At 70.8% G+C, this 11687-nt stretch carries 9 protein-coding genes and 1 rRNA gene; 4 read left to right on the top strand and 6 right to left on the bottom strand.

The features are described from left to right. Positions 1-148 precede the first annotated feature (148 nt). A 5S ribosomal RNA gene (gene rrf / locus ACFVIM_RS27090) occupies positions 149-265 on the top strand. Positions 266-492: 227 nt separating this feature from the next. Here rrf and ACFVIM_RS27085 read toward each other — a convergent pair. The 6 genes from ACFVIM_RS27085 to ACFVIM_RS27060 all read right to left on the bottom strand — a co-directional run bounded on the left by ACFVIM_RS27085 (position 493) and on the right by ACFVIM_RS27060 (position 7912). Further along, positions 493-2148 carry a type VI secretion protein gene (locus tag ACFVIM_RS27085; RefSeq protein WP_384306387.1) on the bottom strand — a complete coding sequence of 552 codons (1656 nt, stop codon included), beginning with the start codon at positions 2146-2148 and terminating at the stop codon, positions 493-495. 1 nt (position 2149) lies between these two features. Then, entirely contained in the window at positions 2150-3598 is a 1449-nt protein-coding gene (locus tag ACFVIM_RS27080) for an ATP-binding protein (protein ID WP_384306384.1), read from the bottom strand. Between the two features lie 13 nt (positions 3599-3611). Continuing rightward, the gene (locus ACFVIM_RS27075) at positions 3612-5165 is read right to left on the bottom strand and encodes an SCO6880 family protein (RefSeq protein ID WP_384306381.1); all 1554 of its coding nucleotides are present in this window, start codon (positions 5163-5165) and stop codon (positions 3612-3614) included. Beyond that, positions 5162-6511: a hypothetical protein gene (locus tag ACFVIM_RS27070; RefSeq protein ID WP_384306379.1), complete on the bottom strand. Its 1350-nt coding sequence runs from the start codon at positions 6509-6511 to the stop codon at positions 5162-5164. Before ACFVIM_RS27070 ends, ACFVIM_RS27075 begins: the two co-directional genes overlap by 4 nt. Continuing rightward, on the bottom strand, positions 6501-7364 hold the full coding sequence (locus ACFVIM_RS27065; protein WP_384306376.1) for a hypothetical protein: 864 nt from the start codon (positions 7362-7364) through the stop codon (positions 6501-6503). Before ACFVIM_RS27065 ends, ACFVIM_RS27070 begins: the two co-directional genes overlap by 11 nt. A gap of 239 nt (positions 7365-7603) precedes the next feature. Beyond that, on the bottom strand, positions 7604-7912 hold the full coding sequence (locus tag ACFVIM_RS27060; RefSeq protein WP_384306373.1) for a hypothetical protein: 309 nt from the start codon (positions 7910-7912) through the stop codon (positions 7604-7606). A 360-nt stretch (positions 7913-8272) separates the two neighbouring features. Between ACFVIM_RS27060 and ACFVIM_RS27055 the strand changes: the two genes are divergently transcribed. From ACFVIM_RS27055 to ACFVIM_RS27045, 3 genes are all read left to right on the top strand, one after another. Beyond that, complete coding sequence (locus ACFVIM_RS27055) at positions 8273-9076, top strand: SAM-dependent methyltransferase (RefSeq protein ID WP_384306370.1); 804 nt, start codon at positions 8273-8275, stop codon at positions 9074-9076. A gap of 257 nt (positions 9077-9333) precedes the next feature. Beyond that, positions 9334-10362 (top strand): NlpC/P60 family protein, encoded by a 1029-nt coding sequence (locus ACFVIM_RS27050; protein ID WP_384306367.1) that lies wholly within the window; start codon positions 9334-9336, stop codon positions 10360-10362. 378 nt (positions 10363-10740) lie between these two features. Then, entirely contained in the window at positions 10741-11472 is a 732-nt protein-coding gene (locus tag ACFVIM_RS27045) for a phosphatase PAP2 family protein (RefSeq protein WP_384306364.1), read from the top strand. The last annotated feature ends 215 nt before the right edge of the window (positions 11473-11687 follow it).

The raw sequence follows: 11687 nt of genomic DNA, 5'->3' as shown, positions 1-11687 counted from the left end.
GTTGATAGGCCGGATCTGGAAGCCAGGTAACTGGTGAAGGTGACCGGTACTAATAGGCCGAGGGCTTGTCCTCAGTTGCTCGCGTCCACTGTGTTGGTTCTGAAACCACGAACCAGACCGTTATGCCGGTTGGTTGGTTTTATAGTGTTTCGGTGGTTATAGCGTGAGGGAAACGCCCGGTTACATTCCGAACCCGGAAGCTAAGCCTCACAGCGCCGATGGTACTGCAGGGGGGACCCTGTGGGAGAGTAGGACGCCGCCGAACTAATATTGAAGACCTTGGGCCCTGGACAGTTTCTGTCCGGGGCCCAAGGCGTATATGCGTCCACTGGCGGTTTTCCTGTTACAGGTGGTTCGGTTTCCCTGTGCTGGTTGAGGGGTCTCGTGATGAGGCCCCTTTTTTCATGCCCGGAAACGGATGACGGATGCCGGATGGCTGAGCGCGCTGTCCCGGGGGGCATGGCGGAGGGGGCTCTCCTCACCTCCGTACGGCTACTGAGGGAGGGGCTCCTGCCAGCGGGCGCGGGCCTGTTCGGGGGAGCGGAGGAGGGCCAGGGTGGGGAGGCCGAGGGCGGGGCCGGTGGTGAGGAGCTCCGGGAGGGCGGGGAGCGGGGCGACCGCGGCCACATCGTCGAGCACGAGGGTCAGTGGTGGGTCGAGCCGGCCGGAGGATGACCGTGCGGCCATGCGGCGGCCGTGCTCGACCACGTCTGACGCCAGAGCGGTCAGCAACGGCATCGCTCCGGGCTGGGACTTCGGGTCCTCGATGGACTCGCCCACTACGTAGAGGGTTCCCCCTTCGTTCACAAATGATTCCAGAATGAGCGAATCATTTCGGTTCGGTGTGCAAGCTTGACGGATATGTACCGAAGAGAGACTGGATAGCGTGCGGGCGACCAACTGCTGGGCCAGCTCGCGGCGTTCCGGGTAGGCGGTGAGCGCGGACTCCAGCAGCCCGGCCTGGCCGCTCGCGGCCTTGGGGCTGGTCCGGAGGATCCGTACGGCCTCCTGGGCGCCCGAGCCGCCGGCCCAGCGGTGGACCTGCTTGAAGGGGCGGCCGTCCACGGCGGCGGCGTGGAGCCAGCAGCGCAGCAGGGTCTCGGCGGTGTCGGCCATGGCCGCGTCCAGGAGGGCGCGGGGGCGGACGGGGGCGAGCAGGGCGGCGGCGCGGGCCGCGGCCGTCTCCACCCGCTCACAGTGGGCCGTCGGGGACCAGTGGAGCCGGGCGGGGGTGTCGCAGAGGTGCCCCGGGTCATAGACCAGGACCGGGCCGAGTTTGGCGCGGGTGTCCTTGGTCTCGTCCCAGACGGTCGGGTCGGAGGTGATGACGAGGGCCGGGCCCTCGGCCTCCAGCACGGCACGGACGGCGGAGGGCCGTCGGGCGGCCGGATCGCCGTAGAGCAGCCGGGGGGCGCGCGGCGGTGGCACGGGCATGACGATGTCGGTGGGCCCCGGGCCCCCGTCGGCTGCCGCTCCGTTCTCGGGGGTACGCGGGGCTGGTGGGACGGGTTCGGGCGCCGGTGGCGTCAGGGGTGCCGGCTCCAGGACGGCCGGTGACACGGGCGCGGGGGCGTCCTGGGCCGTGGCTCCCTCACCGTCCGCCCCGTCCGTCCGTTCCCTGTCCATCCGCTTCGCGGGCCCGGCGGCGGAGGCCTCGTGGCGGGCCGCGCGGACCGACCTCCAGCGGGCCAGGGTGCCCAGCAGGAAGATCGCCAGCACCAGGAGGAGCATCGCCTCGCCGATGACCAGCCCCCAGAACAGGCCGTAGCCCGAAAGGTCCGCCGCCGGTGTGGCGGGCCAGGCGGCCGCGAGGTCGGCGGGTGCCGAGACCAGGGAGCGCAAGGCCAGGGGCGTACGAGGGAGGGTGACCCCCGTGGGCCAGGCGCCATGCGCCAGCAGCCCCGCCAGCCCGGTGGCCGTCCACACCATGACGAGCAGGCTCGCGACCAGGCCGACGACACCGATGAGCAGCCCGTCGGGAACGCCTCCGCCCCGCCCGCCCGGCTCGGGGCCGTAGTGATCGCCCCGGTGGCCCGCGTGGTGCGGAGGACCGTGGCGGGGGCGGTGGGCGCCCTCGTATCCGTATCCGTACCTCCGACGGCGGTCCGCCGGGCGGCGGCCGGAGGGGCCGGGGGTGGGGGAGGGCATGTCAGGCGACCGTGGACTCGGAGGAGTCGGTGGCCGGTGCCGGGTACTGCATATGCGGGGCGTCGTCGTGGCGCTGGCGTTCGATGAGGGCGGCGCGCTGCTCGGTCTCCCACTCGGCGGCGGCGAGGTCGGGCGGCAGGACGGGGGTGGCGGACTCGGTCATGGCGCGGTCGGTGAAGACCAGAGGGCGTTCGGCCTCGGTGATCAGGTGTTTGACGACCTGGACATTGCCGTTGACGTCCCAGACGGCGATGCCGGGAGTGAGGGTCGGGATGATCTCCACCGCCCAGCGGGGCAGCCCGAGGACCCGGCCGGTGGCGCGGGCCTCGTCGGCCTTCTGGGCGTAGATGGTGCGGGTGGACGCCATCTTGAGGATGGCGGCGGCCTCGCGGGCGGCCGCGCCGTCGACGACATCGGAGAGATGGTGGACGACGGCGACGAAGGAGAGGCCGAGGCGGCGGCCGAACTTGAGCAGCCGCTGGAAGAGCTGGGCGACGAAGGGGCTGTTGATGATGTGCCACGCCTCTTCGACCAGGAAGATCCGCTTCTTGCGGTCGGGGCGGATCCAGGTGTGTTCCAGCCAGACGCCGACGATCGCCATGAGGATGGGCATGGCGATGGAGTTGCGGTCGATATGGGAGAGGTCGAAGACGATCAGGGGGGCGTCGAGGTCGATACCGACGGTCGTGGGGCCGTCGAACATGCCGCGTAGATCGCCGTCGACCAGCCGGTCGAGGACGAGGGCGACATCGAGGCCCCAGGCGCGGACGTCGTCTATATCGACGTTCATCGCCTCGGCCGACTCGGCCTCGGGGTGGCGCAACTGCTCCACGATGTCGGTGAGGACGGGCTGGCGGTTGGTGATGGTCTCGTTGACGAAGGCGTGCGCGACCTTGAGCGCGAAGCCGGAGCGTTCGTCGAGACCATGGCCCATCGCGACCTCGATGATGGTGCGCAGCAGGGCGAGCTGCCCGGTGGTGGTGATCGACGGATCCAGGGGGTTGAGCCGGATCCCGCCGTCGAGCGCGGTCATCGGGTCCAGCCGGATGGGGGTTATCCCCAGCTGCTGGGCGATCAGATTCCACTCGCCGACGCCGTCCTCGCCCTGGGCGTCGAGGACGACGACCTGGCGGTCGCGGAAGCGGAGCTGGCGCAGGACGTACGTCTTCTCCAGGGCCGACTTGCCGTTGCCGGACTCCCCGAGGACGAGCCAGTGGGGTGCGGGCAGCTGCTGGCCGTAGAGCTGGAACGGGTCGTAGATATAGCCCTTGCCGCTGTAGACCTCACGTCCGATGATCACGCCCGAGTCGCCGAGGCCGGGGGCGGCGGTCGGCAGGTAGACGGCCTGGGCCTGACCCGTGGAGGTACGGACGGACGGCCGGACCGTCTCGACCTTGCCGAACAGGAACGACGTGAACGCCTCGGTGAGGGCGGTCAGCGGATCTCGCATCGGATCAGGGCCCCTAACGGCGGATGCCGGTCGCGAACGGCAGCGTGTTCACAAAGGCCCGGTGGTGCTCGCGGTCGCACCACTCCAGCTTGAGATACGACTTTCCGGCTGAGGCCCTGATCGTGCGCTTGTCCCGGGCCAGCGCCTCGGGGGAGCGGGACGACACCGTGATGTACCCGACGAGGTTGACCCCGGCGGCACCGCTGGCGAGATCTTCACCCCGTTGGTCGAGACGGCCGTGGGCGGCGATGTCCCGGGGGTCGACCGTACGGTTCATCTTGGCGGCGCGGCTGGCGTCGGCCTCGTCGTTGGTCTTCTCGGTGAGCATCCGCTCGATGGCGACCTCGGTGGGCTCCAGGTCCATGGTGACGGCGACCGTGCGGATCACGTCGGGGGTGTGGACGAGCAGCGGGGCGAGGAAGTTGACGCCGACCGGGGTCATGGGCCACTCCTTCACCCAGGCGGTGGCGTGGCACCAGGGGGCACGGGTGGAGGACTCGCGGGTCTTGGCCTGGAGATAGGTGGGCTCGGTGGCGTCGAGTTCGGCGGGCCAGGCGTTCCGCTTGGTCATGGCCTGGATGTGGTCGATCGGGTGGTCCGGGTCGTACATCGAGTGGACCAGCGAGGCGAGCCGCCCCTGGCCGAGGGGCTGGCGGACGCGGATGTCGGCCTCGGCGAGACGGGCGCAGATGTCGGTCAGCTCACGTGCCATCACCACGGCCAGCCCCGCGTCCTTGTCGAGCCGGCGGCCCCGGGTGGTCGCGCGCGAGGCGCGCGCCATGGCGTGGGCCTCGGCGGCGAGCTCGCGGGTGTAGTGCATACAGGCGACGAGGTAGGCGCGGTGCTGCTCGCTGGAGGTGGACACCATCGACTGGAGCTGCTCGTAGGAGTCGCGCAGCCAGATGGGGGAGTGCGGGTCGCCGCGCTGGGAGACGTCCTTGGCGTGGGCGTCGGGGTCGGCGGGCAGGGTGCGCGCCAGCATCTGGAGGCGGGTGACGAACCCGTCTCCATTGGCGACGTGTTGCAGCAGTGTGCCGAAGCGGTCGACGAGGGCCTCCTGGTCCTCGCTGTCGCGCAGTCCGACGCCCGGGCCCTCGATCTCGATGGCGGCGGTGACGGTGCGGCGGTCGGCGTGGAGGAGGACGGCGATCTCGTCCGGCCCGAAGGGGGCCGCGAGCCAGCTGATCCGTCCGATGCCGGGCGGCGGTCCGACCTCGATCTCCCGCCCGTCGAGCCGGGTGCCCGCCTCGGCGGCGCCGGAGCGGTAGACGCTCGTGCCGCGCACGGTCCGCTTGAAGCTGCGGTTGATCTCGAACCACTTGTAGAAGGTGCGGTGTTTGTACGGGACGTACACCGCGGCCAGGGCGATCATCGGGAAGCCCACCAGCAGGGCGATGCGCGCGGAGAGGACGGGGATCAGCAGCCCGCTCATCATGCCGAGGAACGCGCCGATGACGATGAGCGCGATCTCGCCGGTCTCCCGGTTCTTGCCGATGATCGCGTTCGGCCGGGCGCGGCCGATGAGATAGGTGCGGCGGGGCGCGATGGGATGGGACTGGGTGCTCAACGCCCTCCTCCTCCCGTGCCGGTGGTATTGCGGTTGCCATGCGGCCCCGGGCCGCTACGGGGTGGTGGGGCCACGGCTCCCTGGCCGCCCGCGGGGCCGGTGGGGCGGCTGCTGTGGGCGGCGACCCCGCCCCCGATGGCGTTGTTGGGCGGAGGGGCGGCGGAGGCGCTGGATCCGCCGTCCTGGCCGCCCGCGTTCCCCCGTACCCCGTGGGTCTTGATGCCCTGTGAGACCAGGGCGGCGGGGGAGCTGATGACGGCGGCGGCGCGGTTCTCGACCCCGCCCTGGAGGCGGTTGTTGCGGGAGGCGACGATCTCGTCACCGAAGCCGGGGACGAAGCGGTAGATCATCGCGGAGGCGATGATGGCCAGGATGATGATGGCGAGCCCGGAGACGATCGAGGAGATCGAGTCGGAGTCGCTGGTGTCGGTGAGCGCGCCCGCGAGGCCGAGGACGATGGCGATGACCGGTTTGACCAGGATGATCGCGATCATGAGTCCGGCCCAGCGGCGGATGTTGCCCCACATGTTCTTGTCGACGAGGCCGGAGTACACGACCACACCGAGCAGCGCGCCCACGTAGAGCACGATCGCGCGGATGAACAGCTCCAGGTAGAGCACGCCCGCCGCGACGATGGTGACCAGGGAGACGACGATCTGCATGATCGGCCCGCCGCCGATGTCGTTGCCCTGTTTGAGGGCGGCGGAGAAGCTGCCGAAGAACCGGTCCGTCTCGGCGGCGGTGCCGCCCGCGATGACCTCGGTGATGCTGTCGGTGGCGGAGACCAGGGTGTAGAGGATCAGCGGGGTGAAGGCGGAGGCGAGGACGGTGAGCCAGAGGTAGCCGATGGCCTCGGAGATCGCCGTGAGCACGGGGACACCGCGCATGGCGCGCTTGGCGATGGCCAGCAGCCACAGGAGCAGGGTGAGGACGGTGGCGGCGGCGAAGACGACCGCGTACTGGGAGAGGAAGGTGGTGTTGGTGAAGTCGACGGTGGCGGTGGACTTCACCGCCTTGGAGAGCGTCTCCACCGTCCAGGCGGCGGCGTCGGTGCAGGCGCGGCCGAGGGCGCCGAGGGGGTCGGCGGCGGAGGTGGGGTCGTTGGCGGGGGAGCGGCTCGCTCCTTCGCCGTCCTCGCAGTACCGCCGGGCCGCACCGCTGAGATAGCGGCAGTCGTCGTTGTTGCCGCTGGGGGTGGGGCTCGGACTGCCCGATGGCGACGGGGTGGGTTCGGCGGCGGCGTGTGACGCCAGCAGGACCACGGTGGCCTGGAGGGAGGCGAGCGCACCCCCCACCGCGAGGAGACGGCGGGCCCCGGCGGAGGGCGCACGGCGGCTAGCGGGCATACGTGAACCCTCCGAACTTCTCGACGGCCTCGGCCATCTCCTCGGCCCCGGAAGCGGTCTGGTCGCGACCGACGGGAACCGGCCCGTCCTTCTGGGTGAAGTCGGCGACCTTCCAGTCGCCGCCGACCCAGGTCAACTGGAGTGTGTTGGTGTGCCAGCTCTGGGTGACCGGGTTCTTGGAGTTCTCCCCGGCCAGTCCGAAGAGCGCCGAGTACCAGACGGAGACGGTCGCCGCGTTCTGGCCGAACCGTTCCACCTTGGCGCCCAGCGGGTTGTAGCGGGTGACCATGGTCATTCCGCTCGGTGCCGTGCCGTCCGGGCGCAGCCCGACGCCGGCGAGGAAGTCACGGCCCGAGTAGATCCGTCCCAGGGCTTCCTGGCGGGCCTTCACCACGGCCGGTGCGTAGACGGTGGCGACGATACGGTCGCGCTGTTCCTTGTCGTACATCCCGTCGGAGCCGAGCGCGACCACATAGTTCGCGGCGGCGCTCTGGGCGCCCTGCGTGTCCCGTGCGTACCCGGTGGGGATGGAGCCCGTCTTGCCCGTGACGGGCTTGACCCCGCTGGCCGCCGTCGACTCGGGCCGGGGGCCCGCGGCGGAGCCGCCCGGTCCCTTGTCCTCCTCGCCGCCCCGGTTGACGAGGACGATGGCCGCGAACAGCAGAACGATCACGGCGACGAACCCGATGACCGGGCGTGAGGGGCGCGGGCGGCCGCCGCGTGGGCCGTGGCCGTCGGGGTCGGTGGGGCCGGGCAGCCGGGTCCGGGTCTGTCCGGTGCCGCCGAAGCCGCCGTGGCCGTCGTCAGGGTGGCCGCCGGTGTCGCGGTAGCCGCGCTCGTCGCCGAGGCTCATGTCGCCTGTGTCCCCTCACTCCGCCGGGGGTGGCCCCCTCCGCCCCCTCCGTGGTCCTGACGCGGTTCCGTGCCGTACGCGGTCGGCGCCGCGGCGCACGGCGTACCGCCGTACGACGACGGTAGCCGCGCTGCGTTCCGGGCGGGCGCGGGGTGGTGACTCGGCATCAGGGGGACGCAACCTTCGGGGGGCCGGGGGGCTCGCGGAGTAGAGGGGCGGACGGGTGGGATGAGGGCGGGTCAGACCGCCATCCCGTACACAATCGTGAACACTGTCCCCAGAGATCCGATGATGAACACACCGGCGAGCCCGGCGACGATCAGTCCCTTGCCCTGTTCCGCGCTGAAGGTGTCACGCAGCGCCGTCGCGCCGATGCGCTGTTTGGCCGCGCCCCAGATGGCGATGCCGAGGCAGATCAGGATGGCCACCGCCATCACCACTTCGATCATCACCCGGGCCTCGTTGCCCAGGCTGCCGAAGGGTCCCCAGTCCGGGGCGATTCCGCCAATGATGGTGTTGATGTCGCCCTTTTCCGCTGCCAGGATCATCTGTAACTCACCGCCCCTGTCGGTTGGTTAGCCACCCGTGCCGGTCGGCATGGGTCATCGCTCTATCTTCGCTGATGAAGCCGCCCTCGTAAGCCGACTTGGCGGGTCTCTTTACCCGATCTCCGCACGTATGACCGATGCCACCCCCCTGACCTGCGGAGAAGTGGATCTTTCCACCGTTCGGAGTCGTACCGTCACTCTGTGTATCACGCTGTGTGACTCCGGGCAATGACTGTTGTTGTTCCACCATTGGGGCGCTCCTCACGTTTCGGGCGCGCCTTGTCATCATTCGGCGGGGGCGATGGGAAACGTTACGTCAAGCCCCTTCCCTGGTGATTCCGTTTGGCTAGGGTGACCGCCGTGACGGAGAACGAGCGCATACGCGACCGGATCGACACGACGCGTCCCCACACCGCCCGTATCTGGAACTACTGGCTTGGTGGTAAGGACAACTACCCCGTCGACCGCCAGGCGGGCGACCAGATCCGGGAGATCCATCCCGGTATCGGGGAGTACGCCCGCGCCGACCGCCTCTTCCTCGGCCGGGCCGTGCACCATCTGGTCACCGAGGAGGGGGTCCGCCAGTTCCTTGACATCGGCACCGGGCTGCCGAGCGCCGACAACACCCACGAGGTCGCCCAGCGCGCCGCCCCCGGCGCCCGGGTCGTCTACGTCGACAACGACCCCCTCGTCCTCGCCCACGCCCGCGCGCTGCTCACCAGCTCCCCTCAGGGGCGGACCGACTACCTCGACGCCGACTTACGCGATGTCGACACCATCCTGGAACGCGCCGCCGCGACCCTCGACCTGACCGAGCCCGTCGCCCTGATGCTGCTCGGCGTCGTCATCTTCATCCAGGACCACGAGGAGTCGTACGACGTCGTACGGCAGGTCATGGACGCCCTGGCGCCCGGCAGCTTCCTGGTGCTCTCGCACACCATCACCAGCCCGGCGATGCCGGAGGTGGACGCGGCCGTCGCCTTCTGGAACGAGCACGGCACGCCCCGGCTCACCCAGCGCACCCCCGACCAGGTCGCGCGCTACTTCGACGGCATGGAGATGGTGCCTCCCGGTCTCGTCTCCTGCTCCCACTGGCGCCCGCCCCGGCCCGAGGCCCCGCCGCCCGAGGTCGCGATGTTCGGCGCGGTCGCCCGTAAACCCTGACCGCGCGACCGGGACGCGTGCGTCGTCCGCGCGTCTCCTCTGTGCCGTGTGCGGAGCGCTTCCTGGGTGACGCGTCCGACGTGTCGTCAGGAAGGGGTACGGAGTGAGGGGGCGCGTGCGCGGACGCGGGAGCCCCGGCCCGCCGGCCGGAGGCGGCGCCGGGGTGGGCGGCGGGCGGCTCGGGCACCTCGTGCCGCACAGAACGCCCACCTACACTGACGCGAGGCGTACTCCCCAGGAGTGAAGGGTGGCTGACGGTGCGTAAGGCCTGGCTGATCGCGGGGATCTGCTTCGGGCTGAGCCTGGCGTTCATCGCGCTGCTCGTCGTCGGCACGCTCACCGCCGCCTCGGGGCTCTTCGGCGGCGGGGGCAAGAACGGCGCCGTGGCGCTGGCGAAGGGCGCCGTTCCCGCCCGCTATCAGCAGCTGGTGCAGACCTGGGGCAATCTCTGCCCGTCGCTCAACCCCGCGCTGCTGGCCGCACAGCTCTACCAGGAGAGCGGCTGGAACCCCCGGGCGCAGAGCCATGCCGCCGCCCAGGGCATCGCGCAGTTCATCCCCGGCACCTGGGCCACCCACGGCATCGACGGGGACAAGGACGGTGACCGCGATGTCTGGGACCCGGCCGACGCGATCCCCTCCGCCGCGTCCTACGACTGCGCGCTGGCCCAGTACGTCAAGAAGGCGCCGGGCGACCCCACCAGCAACATGCTCGCCGCGTACAACGCGGGCCCGTACGCCGTCATCAAGTACGGCGGTGTGCCCCCGTACAAGGAGACCCAGCACTATGTGAAGATCATCCGCGGTCTGGAGAAGAGCTTCGCCCGGCCGGTCGGGCGGGTCGATCCCTCGCGGCAGGCGGCCGGGGCGATCTCCTACGCCCAGCAGAAGCTCGGCACGCCCTATCTCTGGGGCGGCACCGGCACCCCTGGGCAGCGCGGACGCTTCGACTGCTCCGGACTGACGCAGGCCGCCTACGACTCGGTGGGGATCGGACTTCCCCGGGTCGCCAACGACCAGTACAACGCGGGCCCGCACCCCTCCCGTGAGGAGCTGCTCCCCGGTGACCTGGTCTTCTTCTCCGACGACCTCACCAACTCCCGGGCCATCCGCCATGTCGGCATCTACGTCGGCGGCGGTTACATGATCAACGCGCCGCGGCCCGGTGCCGTGATCCGCTTCGACAAGATCGACACCCCGGACTACTTCGGCGCCACCCGGGTGACCGAGGAGGGCGCGAAGTCCCTGCCGGACTTCGACTCCCGGGGGGTCGCCCGCCGCGCCTGACGAGGTGCCCTGGTGCCGGATACCGCGTCTGACGAGGCGCCTCGGTGCCGGGTACCCGCGTCTGACGAGGCGTCCGGCATCGTGACACGGCCGGAACCTTTCGCTGGTGACAGGGCCTGAGCTGCGGTGACGTATTTCTCTTCGATAACGTCATGGTGATCGTTCGGTGGAGAGTGGAACGTCCGGGCGAGGCGGGGCGTTCTCCCTCCAGAGCGGACGCCCATCATGCGTCGGCCTCCCGGCCGGGCGCCGGGCGGTCGCCGTCGTGGCTGCGCGCGGCTTCCCGTGGGCGGACCGCCCTCGCGCGCCGACCGCGCACCGATCGCGAACCGACAGGCACACGCCGGAAGGCGACACAAGGCTAAGGGGCCGGAGTAGATGGCTGGAGTCACCACGGGGATCCCACTCGCGGAGGCGGGCGGAGGATCGGGCCCCGATGTCAGCCTGCTCTACGACATCAACGGCCTCTCCAAGGCGGCCCCGCCCTGGGTCGACAGCGTCATGGGTTTCATCGGTGAGTACGGCATCATGGCCGGGCTCGCCATCGTCGGACTGCTGAGCTGGTGGGTCGCGCGCCGCCAGGCCGCGCGCGAGGACGCCGTCACCGCCGTCGCCGGGCTCGCCTGGGCGCCGCTCGCCGCCGCGCTCGCCGTGATCGTCAACATCCCCATCCGGGGCTTCGTGGAGCGACCACGCCCCTTCGTGGACCACAAGGACCTGGAGGTCCTGGTCTCCGGCAAGACGGACTTCTCGTTCGTCAGCGACCACTCGACGATGGCCATGGCCCTGGCGGTCGGCATCTTCCTCGTCCACCGCAAGCTCGGCCTCGGCGCGCTCGCGCTCGCCTTCGCCGAGGGCTTCCTGCGGATCTACATGGGTGTGCACTACCCGACCGACGTCATCGGCGGTTTCGCCCTCGGTACGGCGATCACCCTGCTGCTCGCGCCGGTGGCGATGGCCCTGCTCACCCCGCTGGTATCGGCGATAGCCGGTTCCCGCACGGCGGGTGTCCTGGTCCATGCGCCGGGTGCCGGGGCCGGGCGGGCCGAGCCGGTGGAGATGTCCGGCTCCCGGGGCCGTGGGCGCCGGGAGCGCGATCTCGCGGCCTGAGCCGCCGCCCCCCACCTCACCGGGACAGCACCACCAGCGCCCCTCGGCCGACGCCGGGGGGCGCCGGCCTTGTGCGGGCCCGGACGCGTGGGCGGCGGGGCGGTGCCGGACGCGGTGTGAGCGGGCGGGTCAGCGCCGTATGCCGCGTTCGCCCCGCTCGCGCCGGCTACGGCGCTCGCGGTAGGTGCGGCGCTGGTGGCGGCGGAGTATCAGGA

This window comes from Streptomyces sp. NPDC057638, assembly GCF_042800315.1.
Taxonomy (GTDB): Bacteria; Actinomycetota; Actinomycetes; order Streptomycetales; family Streptomycetaceae; genus Streptomyces.
This window is presented reverse-complemented; position numbering and strand designations above follow the sequence as displayed.

What these genes read in the sequence shown, in the direction of transcription:
- ACFVIM_RS27080 (WP_384306384.1), bottom strand. Translation starts at nt 3,598, where the DNA reads ATGCGAGATCCGCTGACCGCCCTCACCGAGGCGTTCACGTCGTTCCTG.
- ACFVIM_RS27060 (WP_384306373.1), bottom strand. Translation starts at nt 7,912, where the DNA reads ATGATCCTGGCAGCGGAAAAGGGCGACATCAACACCATCATTGGCGGA.
- ACFVIM_RS27045 (WP_384306364.1), top strand. Translation starts at nt 10,741, where the DNA reads ATGGCTGGAGTCACCACGGGGATCCCACTCGCGGAGGCGGGCGGAGGA.
- ACFVIM_RS27065 (WP_384306376.1), bottom strand. Translation starts at nt 7,364, where the DNA reads ATGAGCCTCGGCGACGAGCGCGGCTACCGCGACACCGGCGGCCACCCT.
- ACFVIM_RS27070 (WP_384306379.1), bottom strand. Translation starts at nt 6,511, where the DNA reads ATGCCCGCTAGCCGCCGTGCGCCCTCCGCCGGGGCCCGCCGTCTCCTC.
- ACFVIM_RS27085 (WP_384306387.1), bottom strand. Translation starts at nt 2,148, where the DNA reads ATGCCCTCCCCCACCCCCGGCCCCTCCGGCCGCCGCCCGGCGGACCGC.